Origin of the sequence: Pseudomonas sp. FH1 (assembly GCF_000510895.2) — a bacterium.
Taxonomy (GTDB): domain Bacteria; phylum Pseudomonadota; class Gammaproteobacteria; order Pseudomonadales; family Pseudomonadaceae; genus Aquipseudomonas; species Aquipseudomonas azotoformans_A.
Genome location: NZ_AOHM01000044.1, coordinates 1 through 23,003, shown reverse-complemented (window position 1 = coordinate 23,003; position 23,003 = coordinate 1). Strand labels below are relative to the sequence as shown.

General features: G+C 60.6%; 19 protein-coding genes and 2 pseudogenes. 12 read left to right on the top strand and 9 right to left on the bottom strand.

What is annotated here, in order from left to right; genetic code table 11:
• Positions 1–257, top strand: a pseudogene (locus H096_RS34115) (rhs family protein); the annotation flags it as partial.
• Positions 254–610, top strand: coding sequence for a hypothetical protein (locus tag H096_RS15310; RefSeq protein WP_033899630.1), 357 nt, complete (start codon positions 254–256; stop codon positions 608–610). The pseudogene H096_RS34115 and the gene H096_RS15310, both read left to right, overlap by 4 nt.
• 309 nt (positions 611–919) lie before the next feature.
• Here the strand turns inward: H096_RS15310 and H096_RS15305 are convergent, their stop codons facing one another.
• The 3 genes from H096_RS15305 to H096_RS15295 all read right to left on the bottom strand — a co-directional run bounded on the left by H096_RS15305 (position 920) and on the right by H096_RS15295 (position 3,968).
• Positions 920–2,149, bottom strand: coding sequence for a M20/M25/M40 family metallo-hydrolase (locus H096_RS15305; protein ID WP_028616627.1), 1,230 nt, complete (start codon positions 2,147–2,149; stop codon positions 920–922).
• A 47-nt stretch (positions 2,150–2,196) separates the two neighbouring features.
• Positions 2,197–3,255, bottom strand: a complete 1,059-nt coding sequence (locus H096_RS15300; protein ID WP_033899629.1) for a diguanylate cyclase — start codon at positions 3,253–3,255, stop codon at positions 2,197–2,199.
• 80 nt (positions 3,256–3,335) lie between these two features.
• Positions 3,336–3,968, bottom strand: coding sequence for a LysE family translocator (locus H096_RS15295; protein WP_033899628.1), 633 nt, complete (start codon positions 3,966–3,968; stop codon positions 3,336–3,338).
• A gap of 123 nt (positions 3,969–4,091) precedes the next feature.
• Between H096_RS15295 and H096_RS15290 the strand changes: the two genes are divergently transcribed.
• On the top strand, positions 4,092–5,495 hold the full coding sequence (locus tag H096_RS15290) for a PLP-dependent aminotransferase family protein (RefSeq protein WP_033899626.1): 1,404 nt from the start codon (positions 4,092–4,094) through the stop codon (positions 5,493–5,495).
• A 1-nt stretch (position 5,496) separates the two neighbouring features.
• Here the strand turns inward: H096_RS15290 and H096_RS15285 are convergent, their stop codons facing one another.
• Positions 5,497–6,906: a serralysin family metalloprotease gene (locus tag H096_RS15285; protein WP_033899625.1), complete on the bottom strand. Its 1,410-nt coding sequence runs from the start codon at positions 6,904–6,906 to the stop codon at positions 5,497–5,499.
• Positions 6,907–7,186: 280 nt separating this feature from the next.
• Between H096_RS15285 and H096_RS15280 the strand changes: the two genes are divergently transcribed.
• Positions 7,187–7,927: a response regulator gene (locus H096_RS15280; RefSeq protein WP_028616631.1), complete on the top strand. Its 741-nt coding sequence runs from the start codon at positions 7,187–7,189 to the stop codon at positions 7,925–7,927.
• The gene (locus H096_RS15275; protein ID WP_033899623.1) at positions 7,924–9,228 is read left to right on the top strand and encodes an ATP-binding protein; all 1,305 of its coding nucleotides are present in this window, start codon (positions 7,924–7,926) and stop codon (positions 9,226–9,228) included. Before H096_RS15280 ends, H096_RS15275 begins: the two co-directional genes overlap by 4 nt.
• Positions 9,229–9,605: 377 nt before the next feature.
• Here H096_RS15275 and H096_RS15270 read toward each other — a convergent pair whose 3' ends face one another.
• Complete coding sequence (locus H096_RS15270; protein WP_033899621.1) at positions 9,606–10,535, bottom strand: LysR substrate-binding domain-containing protein; 930 nt, start codon at positions 10,533–10,535, stop codon at positions 9,606–9,608.
• A 235-nt stretch (positions 10,536–10,770) separates the two neighbouring features.
• On the opposite strand from H096_RS15270, the gene H096_RS15265 reads away from it, so the two are divergent.
• The 6 genes from H096_RS15265 to H096_RS15240 all read left to right on the top strand — a co-directional run bounded on the left by H096_RS15265 (position 10,771) and on the right by H096_RS15240 (position 18,154).
• Positions 10,771–12,414 (top strand): ABC transporter substrate-binding protein, encoded by a 1,644-nt coding sequence (locus tag H096_RS15265; protein WP_033899620.1) that lies wholly within the window; start codon positions 10,771–10,773, stop codon positions 12,412–12,414.
• Positions 12,415–12,461: 47 nt separating this feature from the next.
• Complete coding sequence (locus H096_RS15260; RefSeq protein WP_033899632.1) at positions 12,462–13,415, top strand: ABC transporter permease; 954 nt, start codon at positions 12,462–12,464, stop codon at positions 13,413–13,415.
• Complete coding sequence (locus H096_RS15255; RefSeq protein ID WP_033899617.1) at positions 13,412–14,248, top strand: ABC transporter permease; 837 nt, start codon at positions 13,412–13,414, stop codon at positions 14,246–14,248. The genes H096_RS15260 and H096_RS15255 overlap by 4 nt, the downstream gene beginning before the upstream one ends.
• Before the next feature lie 2 nt (positions 14,249–14,250).
• Positions 14,251–15,891, top strand: a complete 1,641-nt coding sequence (locus H096_RS15250; RefSeq protein ID WP_033899616.1) for an ABC transporter ATP-binding protein — start codon at positions 14,251–14,253, stop codon at positions 15,889–15,891.
• Positions 15,892–15,975: 84 nt separating this feature from the next.
• Positions 15,976–17,145: a hypothetical protein gene (locus H096_RS15245; RefSeq protein WP_025999685.1), complete on the top strand. Its 1,170-nt coding sequence runs from the start codon at positions 15,976–15,978 to the stop codon at positions 17,143–17,145.
• Positions 17,146–17,278: 133 nt separating this feature from the next.
• Entirely contained in the window at positions 17,279–18,154 is an 876-nt protein-coding gene (locus H096_RS15240) for a LysR substrate-binding domain-containing protein (protein ID WP_033899615.1), read from the top strand.
• Here H096_RS15240 and H096_RS15235 read toward each other — a convergent pair.
• The 4 genes from H096_RS15235 to fae all read right to left on the bottom strand — a co-directional run bounded on the left by H096_RS15235 (position 18,131) and on the right by fae (position 22,426).
• Positions 18,131–19,273 (bottom strand): hypothetical protein, encoded by a 1,143-nt coding sequence (locus tag H096_RS15235; protein ID WP_033899614.1) that lies wholly within the window; start codon positions 19,271–19,273, stop codon positions 18,131–18,133. The two genes, H096_RS15240 and H096_RS15235, sit on opposite strands and share 24 nt — an antisense overlap.
• 165 nt (positions 19,274–19,438) lie before the next feature.
• Positions 19,439–20,872, bottom strand: a complete 1,434-nt coding sequence (locus H096_RS15230) for an NAD-dependent succinate-semialdehyde dehydrogenase (protein WP_033899612.1) — start codon at positions 20,870–20,872, stop codon at positions 19,439–19,441.
• Complete coding sequence (locus tag H096_RS15225) at positions 20,869–21,903, bottom strand: aldo/keto reductase (RefSeq protein WP_033899610.1); 1,035 nt, start codon at positions 21,901–21,903, stop codon at positions 20,869–20,871. Before H096_RS15225 ends, H096_RS15230 begins: the two co-directional genes overlap by 4 nt.
• A gap of 10 nt (positions 21,904–21,913) precedes the next feature.
• Positions 21,914–22,426, bottom strand: coding sequence for a formaldehyde-activating enzyme (gene fae / locus H096_RS15220; protein WP_033899609.1), 513 nt, complete (start codon positions 22,424–22,426; stop codon positions 21,914–21,916).
• Between the two features lie 301 nt (positions 22,427–22,727).
• On the opposite strand from fae, the pseudogene H096_RS15215 reads away from it, so the two are divergent.
• Positions 22,728–23,003, top strand: a pseudogene (locus H096_RS15215) (ribonucleotide-diphosphate reductase subunit beta); the annotation flags it as partial.

Genomic DNA, 23,003 nt, shown 5'->3' with positions numbered 1-23,003 from the left:
TGGCTCAGCAGTCGAAAAATAGCGGCCTACTTCAGACCATCCTTAGTCATAGAGATCAATTTAATGCAATTGAAAGAGCTATTCTGATATTCAAGCTCGATGGCCGAGCGCAAACCCCAAGACCGATGGACATGGGAAAAATTATCGGCGAAGGATATAAGAGAGATGGACTAGAATATGGAAAACAAACTAAAGCAGTTGTGCATTTAGACAGAGATGGAAAACCAATCACAGCCTATACGGATTTTGATAGATGAAAAAGAAACCAACCCTCACGATACTGCAAGGCTTTTTATTTACTTACAGCACAGAAAACACCAAAAACCGAGAAAGAGAAGAAATTATAGTTTCAAAAAATGTAAATAACGAGACTGAACTTTCAGAACTGTTTGACATTTTAACCAAGCCAGAATTTCTCTCATATACAGAGGATGAGCAAATATGGCTCATAGAAACTATCGAATACTACCTATCGAAAGACGAGGATTTCGAATCTGTCTTTTATCTATTTGATACATACTTCGAAGACGACATAACTAACAAAAGAGTGTTCATGGCAGTACTGCTTGAACGTCTCAAGAGTTACCGTCGCGAGACCGAATCGTACTAATAAAAAACGGTCAAAGAAACGAAAAAATGAATTGCACTACCTTAAATAGCCATCCTCAAAGACCAGCCAACTTGATAACACCACCCCTGTGGCGAGCGAGCTTGCTCGCGCTGGGCCGCGCAGCGGCCCCACTCCAGACAATGGGGTTTTCAGGTGGATCGGCATCGCCTGTTCTGGGGCTGCTGCGCAGCCCAACGCAGGGCAAGCCTGCTCACCACAGAAGCCTGCTCATCACAGCCTTTTCACCGCAGGCAATACTCGACCAGATGAGAGGGGCCTCACCAGCAAAATGAGTGCCCCCCAAAATAATCACCGCTTCGACAACTCCATAATCATCCGACTCAGCAAATAAACCCGCGGCACCACACTCTCCACCTCCGCATATTCCTCCGGCGTGTGAATATTCCCGCCGACAATCCCAAACCCATCCAACGTCGGCGTCCCAACCCCAGCCGACAGACTCGCATCCGCCGCCCCGCCGCTGCCTTCAATGGTCAGTGTCTTGCCCAACTCCGCATAAATGCCCTGGGCAATCGCGACCAACTTGTCCGACTCCGGCGTTTGCGGCATCGGTGGCAACCCACGCTGCAGGCTGGTCTTGACTTCGGTCTCCGGGATCAGCTTGTTCGCCGAGACTCGCGCCAGGTCTTTCTCGATGCGGTCGAACTCTTCCGGCAATGCCGCACGCACGTCGGCTTTGGCAGTGGCTTGGTCGGGAATGACGTTGGTACGGTCCCCGGCCTTGATCACGGTAAAGTTGATGGTGGTTTTCTTCTCTTCATCCCCCAGCTTGCCCAGTTGCAGGATCTGGTGCGCAGCTTCCATGGCGGCGTTGCGGCCGAGTTCCGGGGCGACGCCGGCGTGGGCGGCTTTGCCTTTGACTTCGACCACGGCGGTGGCGCTGCCTTTGCGCCACACCACCAGGCCGTCGGCGGGGCGGCCGGGTTCGAGGTTGAGGGTCACATCATGGCCCTTGGCGGTTTTGCGGATAAGGTCGGAGGCGGCGTCGGAACCGGTTTCCTCGCTGGCGTCGAGCAGGAAGGTGATCTGCGCGTAGTCCTTGAAGCCCTGGTCCTTGAGGACTTTAAGCGCGTAGATGCCGGCGACGATGCCGCCCTTGTCATCCATCACGCCGGGGCCATAGGCGCGACCGTCCTTGATGTGGAACGGGCGTTCGGCAGCCGAGCCTTCCTTGAACACCGTGTCCATGTGGGCCATCAGCAGGATCTTGGCTTTGCCGGTGCCCTTGAGGGTGGCGACCACGTGGCTGTTATTGGCCGCTTTGTCCGGCACCAGTTCAATGGAAAAACCGAGCTGTTTCAGCTCATCCACGGCAATGTCGCGCACTTGGGTCAGGCCCGGTTCATAACCTGAACCCGAGTCGATATTCACCAGGCGCTCCAGCAGTTTCAGGGCTTCGGCCTTGTACTGTTCGGATTGCGCCTGGATCTGTTTATGGGGTTCAGCGCTGTAGGCCGGCAGGGCGAAGGACAGGGCCAGGGTGGCGGCCAGGAGGGTACGGGGGAAAGTGAAGAGCATGAACCGATCCTTGTTTTTGTTGAAAGGTGCCGCCACACCCTACTCCACTAGATCGATCGCAACCAACTCCCCTGTACTGAACTGACGCGGTTGCGCCCGCTGCTCTTGGCTTCGTACAGCGCCTGGTCGGCGTCGTTCAGCCACTGCGTGGAGTCGGCATGGGTCGGTTGATACGGCGCCAGGCCGATGCTCAAGCTGGCGCGCAAGGTCGGGTCCTGGGCGTAGGCCAGTGCGTTGAAACGGTCACGCAGGGCGTCCATCACTTCGGTGGCGCGGTTGAGCGCCATGTCGGGCAGGATCACGCAGAATTCGTCGCCACCGTAACGCCCGGCCAGGTCGGTGGCGCGCAGGTTCTGGCGCAGCACTTTGCTGAGCTGGCGCAGGACGATATCACCGGTGACATGACCGTAGGTGTCGTTGATGGTCTTGAAGTGGTCGATGTCGATCAACGCGATGGCGGCGCCAGCAGGACCTCGGCGGCAGCGTTGGAATTCGATTTCCAGGTGGTCCTTCCAGGCGCCGTGGTTGAGCAGGCCGGACAGACTGTCGGTGCGGCTCAGGGCGAGCAATTCGCGCTTGTGTCGCGCCAGGGTCACCGCCTGGCGATAACAGATCCAGCCCAGCGCCAGCGGGTACAGCATCAGGATCGGCAGGCAGGCGTAGAGCTGTGCCTGAGAGGTGACGGCGATGAATGCCGGGGCAAAGATCAGCAACGCAGTGCCAATACCCAGCGCCTGCGCCACCCAGCCCGCCAGCATGAAGCGGGGTCCGCCGATGGCCACGTTGTTCATGGTCATCATCGATAAGGTCGTCACGCTGGGCAGCGGGTTGAAGTGCATCGCACCGACCCAGAACCCACCGCAAAAGGAATCGAACAACAGGTTGCGCCGCTCGCTGCGCAGTGCGTTGTTGCTGCGCAGCGTCAACTGAAAAGCCATATGCGGCCAGGCAAAGGCGTTGATCACCATCCAGGCCCACACCCACCACGCGGGCTCCAGGGGATACATCCCGAACACCACACACACAAAACCGAGCGTCAGCCCGAGGGTACGGGATTTGTACAGCCGTGAAGCGAGCGGAAGTCCGGTGCCTTCTGCAGCTGACATGGTGGGGTGAGATCCTGGAGGAATGCCTGGAGTCTATCAGGGCAACGGCAGATCGCCACTACCGCTCATAAGCTCAACACTCAGTGGGCAAAGCCCCGCGCCAGCATCAAGGCAACGCCCACCAGCAACAGGGCCGTGATGCGCTGCAACCACACACGGCGCTTGGGGTTTTCCAGCACGTGCTTGATGCGCTGGCCGAAATAGCAATACAGGCAGCCGCTGGCGAATTGCAGCAACAGGAACGTCAGCCCGAGGATGGCAATGTCCACCGTCGAACTGTGCTCCCCGGTCCCGGCGAACTGGGGGAACACCGCGCTGAACATGATGAGGGTCTTGGGATTGGAAAACCCGGTCAGCAAGCCCTTGCCGAACAGGTTGCGCGCTGCTTCCACATGGCCGATCCGTTCGATCACCACGCCGCTGCTGGTCCACTGTTTGTAGGCAAGGTGCAGGATGTACGCCACGCCGACCACCTGGATACCCTGGGTGATCACCGGGTAGCCCTTGATCAATTCGGAAAAGCCCACGGCAAAGATCAGGATCGAGATCAGGTACGCCACACTGGCGCCGATTTGTGCCGGGATCGAACGGCGCAGCCCGTCACGCACGCCCAGGCTTAACAGCAGCAGGGTCATGGGGCCGGGGCTGAAGGTCATGGTGGCGCAAAACAGCAGGAAATACAGGAACGAGGAAAGGGTTAACGCGCTTGTCATGGCCGGGGACCTGGGGGATGGAGCCCGCAGTCTAGGCAGTTGGCATTGCGCAAGGCAGGTAAAGTGAGGCCTAATCGGCCCTGACTTTACCGGTAAAATCACCAGCAAAGATAAGGAAGTCGCGTGTTCGTATCGGCCATCGCCTTTGTAGAAGGCACCCCCAAGGTGCAACAGATTGTCGAGGCGTTCAGCCAGGCCATCGAAAACGGCGAATGGGCGCCCGGCAGCAAATTGCCCTCGGTGCGCGCACTGACCGAAACCCTGGGCGTGAGCAAGTTCACCCTCAATGAGGCCCTCGACCGCCTACGCGGGCGCAACCTGCTCACGTCCAGTCAAGGCCGTGGCTATTTCGTGGCGATAGACCACCCAAGGCCGACAACTTCGAACTGGGTTGAGCTGCTGCCTCAGGACCTGCTCAGCGTATTGCGCCGCCCTCTCGCCACCGTCTACGGCGACCTGCGCCCCGGCGGCGGCCACCTGCCGGAAACCTGGCTGGACAGTGAAGCCCTGCGCCAAACCTTGCGCAGCGTGGTGCGTGCGCCGTCACTGCGCATCGCCAGCCTGGGCACACCGGCCGGGTTACTGCCGTTGCGCCAGGCCCTGCAGCAGAAGCTGCACGGCGAGGGCCTGTCGGTGTCGGTGGAACAGATCATCACCACCCCCAACACCGTGCAAGGCCTGGACATGTTGATGCGCCTGCTGGCACGTCCCGGCGACACGGTGCTGCTCGATGCACCGTGTTATTTCAACTTCCACGCCAACCTGGCACTGCACGGGGTCAAGGTGGTGACGATCCCGCGGCGTCCCGACGGTTTTGACTTCACGGACCTCGAACACCTGCTGGCCGAGCATCGCCCCAGCCTGTACCTGACCACCAGCGTGTTGCACAACCCCACCGGCCACTCGTTCAGCCCCGGCCAGGCGTTCCGTCTGCTGCAACTGACCCAGCAGTACCACTGCCATATCATCGAGGACGACCTCTACGGCGACCTGCACCCCAACCCGCCGCCGCGCCTGGCCGCCCTCGCCGGCCTCGACCAGGTCACCTACCTGTCGGGCTTTTCCAAGGTCCTCAGCGCCAACGCCCGGGTCAGCTTCGTGGTGGCCGCGCCGCAACTGGCGGCCAACCTCACCAACATGAAGCTGATGAGCGGCGGCGTGACCTCCGAACTGTTCGAGCAGATCGTGTATCGCATGCTCAGCGAAGGCAGCTACACCAAGCACCGCAAACGCATGGTGCAACGCTTGATGGAGGCCGGCGGACGCGTGGAACAGTGGCTCAAGCGTTGCGGCTGCGAGTTGCCGATGGGTTACGAAGGCGGGATGTTTATCTGGGCGCGCCTGCCGCCTGGGGTCAACGGCGAACTATTGGCCCAGGCAGCGTTAAAGCAGGGCATGGTGCTCGCGCCCGGCGCGCTGTTTGGCTACGACCCGGCGCAGCGTGACTCGATGCGTTTCAACGTGGCCCACACTGATGAGCCCCAGGTGCAGCGATTGTTTGAGACGCTGTTGCGAAACGCTGGCTGAATCAACTCACGATGTCGCTCTGCTGCAATTTACCGTGGACCAGCAGGACGAAGGCCGGCTCGCCAGGCTTGCCGCTGATTTGCAAGGTGCTCATCTGAAGTAGCGGGTCAAAGGTCACCACCGCCTCGCCACTGGCGCCAGAAAGTGCACTGACAAATTTCAGTGGCTTGTCGCCCAATGCCGCGCTGATCCCGGACACATCCACCCGGTCTTCGCCGCTGACGAAGTCCATGATCTGATCGGGCGCGTCGTGGGTCGACTCGCTGGTGTTTCCATAGACAAAGACGTCGTTGCCCTTGCCACCCCACAGAAGGTCCGCCCCGCCTGCACCATATAACCGGTCGTTGCCCTCCCCACCTTTGAGCGTGTTGGCAGCTTCATTGCCCACCAGCAAATCGTTGCCGGAGCCGCCGATAACGTTTTCGATGGTCACGCCATAGGCAATCGAGACATTGCCCTTGAGGCCGCCGACATCCGAAAAGGTCCCGGCCTTGAGACTGATCTGTTGGTACTGCTTATAACCGGAAAAGTCCAAAGTATCGGCGCCGCCGCCATCCCAAATGACAGCGACCATCTTGTCTTTGTCGGTCTTGACGCTGAGGAAGTCGCGGTCCGTATTGGAGTTGAAGCCGTAGGTGGTGTCGTCCTTGCGGGTTTCGTGGTTGGCGCCGTATTTCTTCTGATAAGCGCTGATATCGTCAAGTTGCGGCGCAGATGCGCGGGTGCCGCCATAGTCCATATAGCCTTCGTCTACGCCGAAATAGCTCATGACGGTATGGCTTTCAGAGTCCTCGAAATACCCGGATTTCGCAGGTCCGGAGCTGACGTCATACTGGCTGGGATGGCTCATCCCCAAGGCATGGCCCAGCTCATGCACGAGGGTAAAACGACCCACGTCACCCTGAGAGGCGTAGGGGACGATGTGATCGTCCGCGGTATCAACAAACCAGGCTTCGCCGCTTCGCGAGTCCTTGGGGTTTGGCAAATAAGTCTGCGGATAGGGCTGGCCTTGTTTATTGGGCAAATGCGTGTAATTGCCGAGGGTCAGGTGACCTTCGCTTTTCTCCGCTTTCGGTCCTTCGGTAAATGTGATGTTTGCCACATCAGAAATGGATTGCAAACTGCGCCGGGTCTGTTCTTTTTGAGGGTCTAGGACACGGGTGAATCCGGCAAGTTTGCGTGGCCTTTTATCCTCGACTTCAGAGGTTCGAAACTCATAAGTCACCTTATAATGACCGTCGCCGTTCTTATCCGGCCAGCCCGCACTTCCTCGCCAGAGCCTTTGTGTAGCCTCTTCAGGCGTCTTGGACGGTAATCCATTGTGTTGAATGCCAGCACCGCGATCATCTCGGTGCTGAAATTGTTCAATCGTTTGGAACGTGGTGCTCGCTCGCGAAGTAACGGCTGTCATGAATGCACTCTCATCAGGCAATAAAACCTGATCTTCTAGCCTTGAGTACCCAGTCGGATGTGCGTTTAAGCCGGGAATGCCTGCGACTCAGGCCATGCGAACCTCTGGCGTTGTTCCCGGCTGGCGTAGGACCTCACCCCGTTCTTGGCACATCAAACCCGCCATTTTGCTTCATCGTGTATCTCCTTATCGCCAGATACACTGCAATACAAAGGGCACAAGGCAAAGGCAACGACAGTGGCTAGACTGCGCCCCATGAGTATTTAACGAGGAACGCAGCATGGATCATGTCGATCACATCCTGATCGTCGATGACGACCGGGAGATCCGCGAGCTGGTAGGCAACTACCTGAAGAAAAACGGCATGCGCACCACCGTGGTGGCCGACGGCCGCCAGATGCGCAGCTTCCTCGACACCACCCCGGTGGACCTGATCGTGCTGGACATCATGATGCCCGGCGACGATGGCTTGCAGCTGTGCCGCGAACTGCGGGTGGGCAAGCACAAGGCCACGCCGGTGCTGATGCTCACCGCGCGCAACGATGAAACCGACCGCATCATCGGCCTGGAAATGGGCGCCGACGACTACCTGGTCAAACCCTTCGCCGCCCGTGAATTGCTGGCGCGTATCAACGCCGTATTGCGCCGCACACGGATGCTTCCACCGAACCTGGTGGTCAGCGAAACCGGCCGGCTGATCCGCTTCGGTCGCTGGCGCCTGGACACCACTGCCCGCCACCTGCTCGACGAAGACGACACCCTGGTGGCCCTGAGCGGCGCCGAATACCGGCTGCTGCGGGTGTTCCTTGACCACCCGCAACGCGTGCTCAACCGCGACCAGTTGCTCAACCTGACCCAAGGGCGCGATGCCGACCTGTTCGACCGTTCCATCGACCTGCTGGTGAGCCGCCTGCGCCAACGCCTGCTGGATGATGCCCGCGAACCGGCCTACATCAAGACCGTGCGCAGCGAGGGCTACGTGTTCTCGCTGCCGGTGGAAATCCTCGGGGCCGAGCAATGAGCTTAAGGTTTGGCTGGCCGCGTACCCTGGCGTCACAGTTGTCGCTGATCTTCCTGATCAGCCTGGTGTGCGCCCATGGCTTGTCCTTCAGTGCGCAGTTCTACGAGCGCTACATCAGTGCGCGCACCGCCATGCTGGGCAACCTGGAAAACGATGTGTCCACCTCGGTGGCCATTCTCGACCGCCTGCCGGCCAACGAACGCACCAGCTGGTTGCCGCGTCTCGACCGTCAGAACTACCGCTACCTACTCAATGCCGGCGAAACCGGCGAACCGATGAGCAGCGATGATGTGCCCATGGCCGCCACCTCCATCGCGGATGCGCTGGGCGAACACTACGCGTTGACCTTTCGCGACATCCCCGGCATGCAGAAACACTTCCAGGCGCACCTGAACCTCGCCGATGGCAGCCCGATCACGATCGACGTGCGCCCCACCGCCCTGCCCGTCGCCTATTGGCTGCCGGTGGTGCTGGTGCTGCAACTCGCGTTGTTGCTGGGTTGTACCTGGATCGCCGTGCGCCTGGCCATCCGCCCATTGACCCGCCTGGCGCGCGCCGTGGAAACCCTCGACCCTAACGCCCACCCCACGCCGCTGGACGAAAACGGCCCCACCGAAGTCGCCCACGCCGCCGCCGCGTTCAACGAAATGCAAAAACGCATCGCCGAATACCTCAAGGAACGCATGCAGATCCTCGCGGCGATTTCCCACGACCTGCAAACCCCGATCACCCGCATGAAACTGCGCGCCGAATTCATGGAGGACTGCGCCGAACGCGACAAACTCTGGAGCGACCTGGGCGAGATGGAACACCTGGTACGCGAAGGCGTGGCCTATGCGCGCAGCGTCCACGGCGCCACCGAAGCCAGCCACCGCATCAACCTCGACGCCTTCCTCGACAGCCTGGTATTTGATTACCAGGACATGCACAAACAGGTCAGCCTCAGCGGCAAAAGCGCCGTGGTCCTCGACACCCGCCCCCACGCCCTGCGCCGGGTACTGGTGAACCTCGTGGACAACGCCCTCAAATTTGCCGGCGCCGCACAACTGGAAGTCGGCTCCACGGCCAATGGCGAACTGTCGATCAAGGTCCTGGACAACGGCCCCGGCATCGCCGAAGACGAACTGATCCGGGTGATGCAACCGTTCTACCGCGTGGAAAGCTCACGCAACCGCGGCACCGGCGGCACCGGCCTGGGTTTGGCGATCGCCCAGCAGTTGGTGGTAGCGATTGGCGGCACGCTGACCTTGAGCAACCGGCCGGAAGGTGGGTTGTGTGCGCAGATCAAGATCAGCCTATAGCCTCACCAGAATCGAACGGCTGGTTCGCCCTTGCTTTTGCTCCACACCACTCAAGCCGGCTGTCAGGCCGCTGTGCTTTGCTTTTGATCGTGATCTTGATCTTAGGCGCCCCGTCAAACACGCTGGCCGAACGCAGGCTTGAATCCGTGGGTAACCCGGCAGGACGCCGGGTTAGCCGCGCTGGGCCAAGGATGGCCCATCGCGGCGGCCCACGCTCCAAAGCCGGAGTGAGGCACACCGAGCCTAAGCGAGGTGCCGAGTGTTGGGGCAAGAGCCCTTTGGTTACTTTGGGGCTTTTCCAAAGTGACCCGCCGTAAGGGCGGAACCCATATCAGCCATCACCCAAATAACGGATATGCACGCAATCAAAACCCCACTCACCCCGCCGCAGTCAAAGGCTCCAACTGCCGCTGCGCCAACCAAATTTCCTCCTGCAACCACTGCCCAAACACCTGCAACTGCGGCATATCCGTCTGCTCCGGCCGAGTCACCAGCCAATACGACTGATGCCCCTCCACATGCACATTCAACACCTGAGTCAACTGCCCGGACGCCAACTCCGCCGCCACCATATGCCAGTCAGCAATCGTAATCCCCAACCCATCCGTAGCCGCCCGAATAGCCAGATCCAACAGATCGAACTCATACCCACCCTGGGTATCCACCCCATGGATCCGCGCCGCATCCAACCAATGTTTCCACGTGAGATATCGCTGATCCTCACTGGCCAACACATGCAGCAAGGTCATGCGATTCAAGTCCACCCCATCGCTGCACTCACGGGCATACAGCGACGGCGCACACACCGCAATATGCCGCTCCTGAATCAACAACGAACTGTCCAAGCCATCCCATTCACCATTGCCAAAACGAATCGCACAATCGAGCGTGCTGGTCTGCGCCAGGCTGTCCTGCAAGCAAGTGGTGATGCTCAACTCCAGCTCCGGGTGGGCCTCACGCAGGCGCCCCAGGCGCGGCATCAACCAGCGGCTGGTAAAGGTCGGCGGCGCATTGACGTGCAGGCGGTTGGAGTGGGTTTTCTGCTGGATACTGCGCACCGTCAGTTCGATTTTGTCGAAGGATTGGTGCAGCGCACGCAGCAATACGCGCCCGGCGCTGGTCAGCTCCAAGTGGTGATGACGCCGTTCCAGCAGGTTCTCGCCCAACTGTTCTTCCAACTGCCGGACCTGGCGGCTGACCGCGCTCTGGGTCACGTTCAACAGCTCCGCAGCCCGGGTAAAACTGCCGGTGCTGCCGGCCACCTCGAAAGCCTTGAGGGCATTGAGACCGGGCATTTTGCGTTTCATGAAAGGCACTCGAAGACGACTGACGAGGCGCCAAGCATCCCACGATCCGTAGGAGGTTTCCTAGCCAACATGATTTTTTGTATCTGCCAGCCCGTCTATCTCCACACCTTGGCGCCCTGACGCGGACTAACATGCGTTTAATGAACGTTTAACGGCTGAATTTATCGTTTGTCGATCTTTGCGCAAATCACAAAACTGCGGGCATCTCTAATAAAAACAACATGAGAGCAGCCCCATGTCCGACTCCAACGTTCTAGCGACCCTGGACGGTAACGCGCCGCACCCCGCTGTCGACGCACTGTGCACCCAAGTGCAGCGCGGCGAGATCAACCGCCGCCAATTCCTGCGCACCGCCGCCCTGCTCGGCATCACCGCGGCCAGTGCCTCCACCTTCATCGGTTCAGCCTTGCTCGGCAGCGACGCCCAGGCGGCCGACGGCACGCCCGCCCGTCAAGGCGGCAGCCTGCGGTTTGCCTGCGCCATCCAGGAAATCCAGGACCCGATGCTGATCACCTGGATCGAAGCCTCGAACCTGTTGCGCAACTCCCTGGAATACCTGACCTGGGTCGACGCCGATAACATCACCCACCCGTACCTCGCCGAAAGCTGGAGCCCATCAGAGGATCTCACCACCTGGACCTTCAACCTGCGCCAGGACGTGAAGTGGAGCAACGGCGACAGCTTCAACGCCGATGACGTGCAGCACAATATCCAGCGCTGGATTGCCGCCGACTCCAAGTCGGTCAACCGCACCGCGTTCCAGGACATCAAGGCCTTCGAAAAAGTCAGCGACTACCAGTTCCGTCTGCAACTCAAGCGGCCGATCCTGGCGATCCCGGAAATGCTCAACGCCTTCACCTGCGCCCTGGTGCACCGCAGCTTCAAGGCCGGCGATGACTGGGCGAAAAACCCATTGGCCACCGGGCCGTTCAAGCTGGTGTCGTTTGCCGTGAACAAGCAGGCGACCTTCGCCAAGCGCGCCGACTATTGGGGCAAACCGGCCAACCTCGACGAGCTGCGCTACATCGACATGGGCACCGACGTGTCCACCCACCTCGCCGCCCTGCAAGCCGGCCAAGTCGACGTGCTGTACCGCGTCACCGTGGCCGAGTTGGACCTGGCCAAGCGCCTGCCCGGCGCGCAACTGCTCAGCTGCAAATCCGCGCAGACCGTGGTGATGCGCATGGCCTGCGACCAGAAGCCCTTCACCGATGTGCGCGTGCGTAAAGCCGTGGTGCTCTGCGCCGACAACGCGCAGATGCTCAAGGTCGCCTATCGAGGCATGGGCACCCTGGGCGAGGACCATCATGTGGCCCCTTCCCATCCTGAATATTTCCCACTGCCCAAGCGCGAACGCGATGTGGCGGCGGCGAAAAAACTGCTGGTCGAGGCCGGTTTTGCCAATGGCCTGGACATCGACCTGATCGTCGGCAACACCCAGGGTCGTTATGAGCAGGACTGCGCGCAAATCCTGCAGCAAAACTGCCTGGAAGCCGGGATCCGCATCAACCTCAAAGTGGTCCCGGCCGCACAATACTGGCCGATCTGGGACAAGGCCGCGTTCAGTCTGACCTACTGGGCCCATCGCCCGCTCGGCGTGATGTCCCTGGAATTGGCCTACCGTGGCGGTGGCGCCTGGAACGAAAGCCACTACAGCGACCCGGCCTTCGACGCCGCGCTGGACAAGGCCATGGGCATCATCGACCCGAAACAACGTGCGGCGGCCATGCAGAGCGTCGAGCAGATCCTGCAGGACGCTTGCGTGATCGTGCAGCCGTTCTGGGGCGACAAGTTCACCGCCGTGAGCAAAAAGGTGCAGGGCTTCCAGGTGCACCCTTCCGACTTCTACCCCATGGGCAATGTCTGGCTGAGTGCCTGAATTACTGGCGCAACACACCTCCCATTACCCGTCGGAGCATGCACCTGATGGCTCATTTTCTATTGCGCAAACTGCTGATGCTGTTAGCGACACTGCTGTCGGTGTCGCTGATCGTGTTCCTGGCCCTGGAGCTGAACATCGAGGACGTGGCAATCAACGTCCTCGGCCCCTACTCCGCCGCCGACCAGCGCGCGGCGTGGCTGCTGGAACATGGCTACAACCAACCCTTCGTGTGGCGCTACCTGGTGTGGCTCAAGGACTTCGTGACCGGCGACTGGGGCACCTCGGTGTACTTTCGCGAGCCGGTGCTCAAGCTGCTGCTTCCGAACCTCTGGCAAACCCTGGCCCTGGCCGGGCTGGCCTTGCTGGTCATGGTGCCGGTGGCGTTGACCCTGGGCATCCTCGCCGGGATTCGCCAGGGCTCTTTGATCGACCGGCTGGTGTCGTTCCTGTCGATTGTCACCACCTCGATCCCGGACTTCGCCAGTGCGGTGTTCGTCTCGGCAATCTTCGTGTTCTGGCTCAACTGGCTGCCCGGCGTAAGCAGCATGAGCGATGGCTTCAGCGCCGTGGAACTGGTGCTGCCGCTGATGGTGCTGTGCCTGTTCGGCATTGGCTACCTGGCGCGCATTACCCGCGCGTCGATGGTGGAAGTGATGCAAGCGCCGTATATCCGCACCGCACGGCTCAAAGGCGCGTCCACTACACGCATTGTGCTGCGCCACGCTTTGCGCAACGTGCTGATCGCGCCGGTCACGGTGATCATGCTGTACATCCCGTGGCTGCTGTCGAACGTGATCGTGGTGGAGGTGTTTTTCGCCTACAAGGGCTTCGGCTCGCTGCTGTACACCGCGTCCCTCAACCATGACGTCTACCTGATCGAAGCCTGCGCAATGATCAGCGGCGTGGTGGTGGGTATCAGCAAGATCTTCTCGGACCTGGCCTACACCTGGCTCAACCCGCGCATCACCCTGCACAGTCTCGGCGGAGGCCGCCAATGAACCTGCTCAACGCCTTCAAACATCCCCTGGCCCTGCTAGGCCTGCTGCTGGTCGGCGGCTGGGTGTTGATCGCCCTGTGCGCGCCGTGGCTGGCGCCCCATGATCCGCTGGAAAGCTTCACGCCGTTGCTCACGCCAATGACGGCTGGCGATGACGGCGCACGCTTCTTGCTTGGCACCGACATGATTGGCCGCGACATCCTTTCGCGCTTGATCTGGGGCACACGCACCGTGCTGTTCTGGTCGATCCTCGCCACCCTCACCGCGTTTGCCGTGGGCATCGCCATGGGGCTGTGCGCCGGCTACTTCAACGGTTGGGTGGACGCGGCGCTGTCCTACGTGGCCGATACCGTGCTGTCGTTCCCGGTGCTGGTGTTGTACATCGTGATCATCATCGCCCTCGGCGCGTCGGCGCTGAATATCCTGATTGCGGTGACCTTCACCAGCGCCCCGGCGATTTTTCGCATCATGCGCGCGTTGACCATCGACATCCGCTCGCGCGACTACGTGCTCAGCGCCATCACCCAGGGCGAAGGCTCGCTGCGCATCATGCTGGTGGAAATATTGCCCAACTGCGGCGGGCCGCTGATCGTCGATTTCTGCCTGCGCATCGGCTACACCGCGATCATGATCGGTGCCTTGGGTTTCCTCGGCCTCGGCCTGCCGCCGCCTACGCCGGACTGGGGCGGCATGATCAACGACGGCCGCGCCATGGCCATTTCCTTCCCGCACCTGGTGATCTTCCCCTGCATCGCCATCTCCACCCTGATGCTTGGCCTGAGCCTGCTCGCCGACGGGCTGGATGAACACGCGCAGCAAGGCGCAAGGAGTTGAGCATGAACAGCCAGCAAACCGTATTGCGGGTCGACAACCTCAGCGTCGAACTCCCCAAGGGCGCCGACCGTAGCCACGCCGTGCAGGGCATCAGCCTGGAAGTGCGCAAGGGCGAAATCCTCTGCGTGATCGGTGAGTCGGGCTCGGGCAAATCCGTGCTGTCGGCGGCGATCATGGGCGACTACGCCAAAGGCCTGCGACATGCCGGCGGCGTGATCGATTTTCTCGGCGACGACATCTGCACTCTCGATGAAGCCCGCTTGCGCGCCCTGCGTGGCAATCGCATCGCGATGATCTTCCAGGAACCCATGGCGGCGCTGAACCCGGCGATTCGCATCGGCAAGCAAGTCGAAGAAATCTTCGACATCCACGCCCCGCAGATGCCCGCCGCCGAGCGCCGTGAACGCATGCTCGCGCTGCTGGAGTCCACCCAACTGCCAGACCCACCGCGCATCGCCAACAGCTTTCCCCATCAATTATCCGGCGGCCAATGCCAACGTGTGGTGATTGCCATGGCCTTGGCGATGAACCCGGATTTGCTGATCGCCGACGAGCCCACCACCGCCCTTGACGTGACCACCCAGGCCCAGGTGCTGAAGCTGGTGCGCGACCTGCGTGGGCGTGGGCAGCACGGCATTCTGTTTATCACCCATGACTTCGGCGTGGTGGCGCAGATCGCCGACCGCATTGCAGTGATGGAAGGCGGCCGCCTGGTAGAGATCGGTGAGCGCGACCAGGTACTGAACGCACCGGCCCACGCCTACACGCGCAAGCTGATCGCCGCCGTACCGGCGCTGCACCCGGAGCTGCATGCGCCGAGTGCCGACGGCGAAATGGCGCTGCGTATCGAGCACCTGACCAAGACCTACACCGTCGGCGGCAGCTCGGTGGCGGCGCTGCGCAATGTGTCGCTGAACCTGCCACGGGGCAAGACCTTGGCGATTGTCGGCGAGTCCGGCTCGGGCAAAAGCACCCTGGTCAAGGCGGCGATACGCTTGGTGGACAGTGACAGTGGGCATGTGTGGGTGGGCGATACCGATTTCCTGGCCTTGAATGGCTCGGCGTTGGCGGCCAATCGGCGGCGTATCCAGATGATTTTCCAGGACCCCTACGGTTCGTTGAACCCGCGCCACCGTGTCGGCGACATCATCGCTCGCGCCGCGCAATTGCGTGGGTTGTCGGCCAAGGATGCCTGGGCCGAGGCCGGTGATCTACTGGAACAGGTCGGCCTCAAGCGTGATGCATTGCAGCGCAAACCCCGGCAGTTCTCCGGCGGCCAGCGCCAACGCATCGGCATCGCCCGTGCCCTGGCGATGCGCCCGCAAGTGCTGATCGCCGATGAAAGCGTGTCGGCGCTGGATGTGTCGGTGCAGAAACAGGTGCTGGAATTGCTGGCCGACCTGCAGAAGCAGCTGAACCTGAGCATCCTGTTCATCACTCATGACCTGCGGGTGGCCGCGCAGATCAGCGACCACATCGCCGTGATGCGCCAGGGTGAAGTGGTGGAGTACGGCACTGCCGAACAGGTGCTGCTGCGCCCACAAAATGCCTACACCCAGGCACTGTTGGCGGCCGCACCGGGCGCGTCCGAACTGCCCGCCGCCGGACCGCCCTTGCGGCTGATCCGCCCCACGGCTCACTGAGTTCAACCCTTTTCCCTGCGTCGCAGCGTTCGCTGCGGCAACGGGCTGCTGTTGCCCAAAAAAACTAAAAACGAGAGTAAAACCATGCGACCAACGATGCGCTACTTCACCCTCATCCCTGTGCTCGGCGCCCTCGCAGCGCCGGCCATGGCCGTGCAGGTCACCGACAACCTCGACCTCGGCGGCGCCATCCGCGCGCGCTGGGACTACGACCCGGACCGCGACATCCAGAAGTTCGGCCTGGACACCGTGTTCCTCAGCGCCAAGTACAACTCCGACAGCTGGATCGGCGAGGCGCAGTACCGTTTCTACGGGCGTTCGTACCCCTACCAGTACACCAAGAACTACGGCGACATCCAGTTCGCCAAGTTCGCCTGGGTCGGCTACAAGTTCAACCCCGAGCAACAGGTGCAAGTGGGCCTGAACACCGTGCCATTCGGCTTGCAGCCCTACTTCGGCAGCACCTTCTACGAAACCCTGGGCAACGTGATCGGCCTGGAAGACGTGCAGCAGGTCGGCGCCAAATACGTGCAGCAGACCGGCGACTGGAACATCCAGGCCGGCTACTACCTGCGCCCGGCGTGGCAAGGCAAGGGCACCAGCAAGGGCGTGACCTATTCCAGCGTGGTGTCCGGTGCCGACAGTTACGTGGCCGACGGCAGCGACAACCAGGAACGCAACACGGTGGTGCTGCGCGTGGCCAAGGCCCTGGACCTGGGCGACTGGAAATCCGAAGTCGGCCTGTCCGGCCTCACCTCCACCCTGGAAAACAAAGACACCGGCAACGATGGTCGACGCAACGCCGTAGCCATCCACTACCTGGGCAAAAACGGCCCGTGGGGCCTGCAATTGCAGGCGGCGCGCCAACAGATGTCGCCGCGCAACGCCGGCACCGACGAAGTGGTGACCCTGGGCGGTTATGACGGCACCTTCAACGTCGCCAGCCGCGGCAACCTGTATGTGGCAGACCTGAGTTATGACGTGGGCGGCAAGTACCTGTGGGATCAGGTTAGCGGTGTGAAGCTGTATGCCAACTACAGCGCCTTCGATAAGTCCGCCGATGAGTTCAAGACCTCGCAGCGGGTGATCCTCGGTACGTCGTTTTCGTTCAGCAAGTTGTGGATTGCGACGGAGTGGTTGATTGGCAAGAATGACCCGTACATCGGTGGCAGCAGCTACACCCAGAGCCTGGGGGCTGGGGGTAGCAACCAGTGGGAGAATCAGCTGTACATGAACATTGGGTATTACTTCTAATAGGCGTCGTCAGTTCTGACGCTTTCGCGGGCAAGCCCGCTCCCACAGTTTGAATGCATTCCCCTGTGGGAGCGGGCTTGCCCGCGAAGAGGCAAGCACCAACACTATAAAAACAATGTATGGAACCCAAACCATGCGCCACCTCCCCTCTCTCAACATGCTCCGCGTCTTCGAAGAAGTCGCCCGCCACCGCAGCTTCAGCCAGGCCGCCGTAGGCCTCAACGTCACCCAGGGCGCAGTCAGCCGCCAGATCAAGCAACTGGAGGACTACCTTGGCGTTGCCCTCTTTATTCGCACGCCCCAAGGCTTGTCCCTGACCGAAGCCGGTTTTGCCCTCTCCCCGCACTTGAGCGACGCCTTCGACCATATCGAACGCGCCCTGCAAGCCGTGCGCGTGCCCAACCTGCGCCAGCGCCTGCGCATCGTCGCGCCGCCGACCTGGGCCACGCGTTGGCTGTCCGCACATTTGCGGCGCTTCTGCGAGCGTTACCCGGACATCAATCTCAGCGTCACCCACCAGGCGACCCACGACAGCCTGGCGGAAATCGACTGCCAGATCCGTTTCGGCCTGGAACCGGCGACGCATTGCAGCAGTGAGCTGCTGGTGATGGAGCGGCATATCGCGGTCGCCAGTCCGGAGTTGTTCAGCGACGGCCAACCGCCGGACCTGCGGCGATTTCCACTCCTGCATATCCTGCACGACGGCAAGCGTTTGAAGGTCTGGGAGAACTGGCTGGCGGCCATGGGCCGTGAGGACATTGATGCGGACCAGGGCCTGGAATTCAGCACCCTGGACCAGGTGATCCACACCGCCCTGGCAGGCGGTGGCTTGGCGGTGATCGACCGGCAGATGATCGAACGTGAGTTGGCCAACGGCAGCCTGTTGCCGATCACCCCCGTGGAAGTGATCGGTCCTTATGGCTATTGGCTGGATGTGGCGACGGACAAACAGGGTTTATCCAAGGTGCGGTTGTTTACCGAATGGTTAAACCGGGTGAGAAATCCCTGAAGGTTCATCGTCGTCCGGCAACGTCACCTGAAGATATTCGAGAGTGAGCCCGAACTCGGTATTCAACCTCTGAATAAATTGCGCCGTGACTGCGTCAAGATCAGGTTCGGCAACAATGACCATTTTTTCCGGTTCCAGGCTCTTGGGACGATAAGCGTACTCGAGTAGCTGCCCGAGCGCCTCCCTCACCGCTCGTGCGGCGGTTGGTGCGACTTTGATCTCATACAAAAAGCACCGATCATCATTGAACCGGACCAGCGCATCGGCATAACCGTTTGAACCAGACGACTGCTCCGTACCGACGCAACCTTTGAACTCGTTATCCAGCAATCGGAATAACTCGGTTTGCAGCCGGTTATGCCGCAGCCATACTTGACGCTGAGTCGCCGGTAAATCGACATAGGCGTTCTCCGATCGCTTTGTATGACCTGCCTTGAAGGGAACAACGCGAGTTTTATAACGCAGGTGTTCGAATACAAACCACGGGAACATATTGCGTTCAGGAGGCTTGTCGCTAAATGGCGCCAATGCGTTCAAGTGTTTTACCAACGCTTGAGCCTTATTAGCCCAGTTGCCTTCAGGAATGGAAAAACCAGTGTTTTCACTTAACCATTGAGCAACTCTATCCTGCATGTGAGGTGCAACCAACGTGTGATAAACGTCCGGATGGAGGGTAGCAAACGCCCGGCCTATCAATAATCTAGGTAGTTTTTTGGTAAGTTTTTCGTCGCGCCATTTGGTCATTCGAAGCAAAACTTCCTGGTATTTTTCAGGGCTGCTATCGGCGGCAATCTCAAGGGTCAGCGCCTTGAACTCCTCACGTAATGAGTCCACCGTCTCACGCCCCAACCCACCTTGCCCGACATTGCACACACCGTTACTCGGAGTCAGCCATACCTCGTCGATGATCGCGCCCACACTGCCTTCTTGAATTGCCGCTTTTACCCTCTCGGTGGTGCTCTTATAGAGTGGCTTCCATGAGCTCTGATAGTGGTTTTTGGGTTCCATAAACCTATCGACCATCAGCGCGGCTACTGGCCCAAGAGCAGATAAGAAGGTCGGTGATGCCAAAAAAGCTGCATCGCGTTCAGTGTTGGTGAAAGAGGTAATCTCATCCACGGCATGACTCCGTTCATTGGCAGGCTGAATAATCCGGGCCTACAGTACGCCGTTAAGCCTGCATTTGGCAGAGAACACCATGACAATTACTGACGACCACGCTTGGTACTCTCGTTCAGGCCGAGTCATACCAAGCGTGGACTTCGCCTCGTTGAGCGTTTGTATTTACAGCCCCCCCATCAACAGGTATTTAATCTCCAGGTAATCCTCCAGCCCGTACTTGGAACCTTCACGGCCCAGGCCCGATTCCTTGATGCCGCCAAACGGCGCGACTTCGGTAGAGATGATCCCTTCGTTGATCCCCACCATGCCGGCTTCCAGGCCTTCGGCCATGCGCCACACGCGGCCGATGTCGCGGCTGTAGAAGTAGGCGGACAAGCCGAACGGCGTGTCATTGGCGCGTTGCAGCACTTCGGCTTCGTCCTTGAAGCGGAAACACGCGGCCACCGGTCCGAAAGTTTCTTCCTGGGCGATCAGCATGTCGCCGTGGGCTTCGGTGAGGATGGTCGGTTCAAAGAAGGTGCCGCCCAGTGCATGGCGACGGCCGCCGCACAACAGCGTGGCGCCCTTCTCCAGGGCATCACCGACATGGGCTTCGACCTTGGCCAACGCAGCGGCGTTGATCAGCGGACCCTGCTCGGTGTCGCCGTCCAAGGCACTGCCAACACGCATGGCGCTGACGGCTTCGGCCAGTTTGCGGGTGAAGGCGTCGTACACGCCGTCCTGGATAAAGAAACGGTTGACGCACACACAGGTCTGCCCGGTGTTGCGGAACTTGGAGGCCATGGCGCCTTTGACGGCGGCGTCCAGGTCGGCATCGTCGAACACAATGAACGGTGCGTTGCCGCCCAGTTCCAGGGAGACCTTTTTCAGGGTATCCGCCGCCTGGCGCATCAGCAGCTTGCCGGTGCGGGTCGAGCCGGTGAACGACAGCTTGCGCACCACACTGGAGGCTTGCAGTGCACCGCCAATCGCCACGGCATCGCCGGAGACAATGTTGAACACCCCCGCCGGAATCCCCGCCTGCTCGGCCAGCACCGCCAGGGCAAACGCCGACAGTGGGGTTTCTTCCGAAGGCTTGAGGATCATCGTGCACCCCGCCGCCAGCGCCGGGCCGACCTTGCGGGTGACCATGGCCAGGGGGAAGTTCCACGGTGTGATCGCCGCGACCACACCGATGGCTTCCTTGACCACGATGATCCGCGCATCCGCCTTGTGGCTCGGGATCACGTCGCCATAGGCGCGCTTGGCTTCTTCACCAAACCATTCCAGAAAGCTCGCGGCGTAGACCACTTCGCCCATGGCTTCAGCCAGGGGCTTGCCCTGCTCCAGGCTGAGCAGTTGCGCCAGGTCCTTCTGATTGCTCAGCATCAGCTCGCTCCAGCGCTTGAGGCGCTGGCTGCGTTCCTTGGCGGTGAGCTTGCGCCAGGCCGGCAAGGCGCGGTGGGCGGCGTCGATGGCCAGATTGGTTTCTTCGGCGGCGGCGCGCTGTACATCAGTAATCAGCGCGCCATTGGCCGGGTTGAGCACCGGGTAGGTCGGCCCACCGCTGGACCATTGGCCATCGATGTAGTTGCCCTTGCGGATCAGCGGGTTCATGCCACGGCCTCGATCAGGTTGAAACGGTCCAGGCCCGGACGGGCCGCACGCAGGATGCGCTTGCCGGCGGTGTAGTCGTTGATCACATCGCACGGGGTGTAGTTGCGCTCCAGTTCGTGGAGTTCCTCGGCATCCAATGGGGTGTCCAAGGCGGCCAGTGCGCTATCGAATTGTTCGGTGGTGTCGGCGCCCACCAGCATCACGTCGACGCCGGGGTGGTTGGCGACCCAGGCCTGGGCGATCTGCGCGTTGGACACGCCACGGGCGCGGGCCACACGTTGCACCGAGTGGGCGATGTCAAACGACGCCTGGTCGCTGTACATCTGCTGGGTGAAGAAGTCGGTCTGGTTGCGGGTCGACTGCACTTCGCCGGTGAGCAAGCCACGGGCCAGCGGGCTGAACACCGAGACGCCCAGGCCCTGGTCGCGGCAGAACGGGATCATTTCGCGTTCTTCCTCGCGGTAGGCGCAGTTCAGTTGCAGCTGCATGTTGATCGGCTTGACCCAACCGTTGCGCTCGCAAGCCATGAGGATCTTGGCCAACTGGCCGGTGAGCATGGTCGACACGCCGATGTAACGCGCCTTGCCGGAACGCACGATGTCGTTCAATGCGTTCATGGTTTCTTCGACCGGAGTGTTCACGTCGAAGTAATGCAGCATGAACACGTCGACGTAATCCATGCCTAAGCGACTCAGGGACGCGTCGATGCTGTCCATGATGTGCTTGCGTGAATGGCCGCTGGCGTTGATGCCGCTGCGGGTGCCGTAGCCGACCTTGGTGGTGACCACGATCTCGTCACGCCGCGCCACGCGCTTGAGGATGCGCCCCACCACTTCTTCGCCGACGCCAGCGGAATAGAAGTCGGCCAGGTCGATGAAGTTGACGCCGTTGGCCAGGGCGTGGGCGACGATGGGCTCGCTTTGCTTTTCATCGAAGATCCACGGTTTCCAGTCCGGGGTGCCCATGTTCATGGTGCCCAGGCACAGGCGCGAGACTTGCAGGCCGGAGTTGCCCAATCGAGTGTATTGCATGGGAATCTCCTCAGGCCTTTGGCGTGTAGAAAGGGTTGCTGATGTGGTTGACCACGTCGGCCAACTGCGCGGTGAACGGCGTGCCGGTCAGGGCGGCGCGGATCGCGGTGCGGCAGGCGTTGTAGTTGTTCAGGTAGACGGCATCCAGGTCATCGCAGCCTGGGTTGACCCAGTTCGCGGTGACGATGGCCCACTCGTCCTCGGCTTCCGGCGGCAAGGTGCCGTCGAGCAGGGCTTCCAGCACCGCCTTGGCGATACCGGCCTGGGACGCGCCCCAGGTGGCGTTGCCGTGCAAATCGCTGCTGATTTCAGCCTTGTTGACGTACAGGGTCATGGGCTTGACCGGGATATTCGGTTGGGCAATCACCATAAACGGGCAATGCCCCTGGCTTGGCGACGCAAGGCTATTGGCGAACGCCTGACCCGCCGGGCCGTTGCGTGGGCCGATCAGGATGTTGATGTGGGCCGCGTTGACGCCCGGGCCTTCGAAACCTTCGCCGATGTAGAGATCCAGTGTTTTCATTGCGCAAACGCTCGTTGTTGTTATGGGGAGCTGGTTGGCGAATTTTTAGCACTGGGTAGGAAAGCGGCCGTAACCATTAAAAGTCATGGGGCTGTGAGTTTTGCTCATACCCCCTGCGACGATGGCGGTCGTCTTGTGCGTTGACCATCGTTGTTACACACCATATAGTGTGCCCACAAACAAAACAGACCACTACATAGTGTGCAGTATCGGTATTTACCGACCACACTATGCGCAGTATTTCAATGCCTTGAAGCCTGCAAAAACACTTATTTTTCGAATACCAGGAAGGAGCATTTCCATGCTGAGTTGGGATGAAGTCGACAACGAAGACACCGGTGCAGCGGTGATCAAGGGCGCCAACGCCGGCCACGCCAGCGAAGCCAACATGGACCGCCTCGACGGTGCCGGCGCCGCCGCAGCGCTGGAAGCCCGTAACGTGACCGCCAACGACTCCGCCGCGATCATCCGCGCCAAGGCCGCCCTCGACAAACTCGACGTCGCCGAAGGCCTCGCTGAGCTGGAAGGTTCCGCCGCCCGCGTCGCCGTTGACGAAAAACGCATGATCAACTGCCGT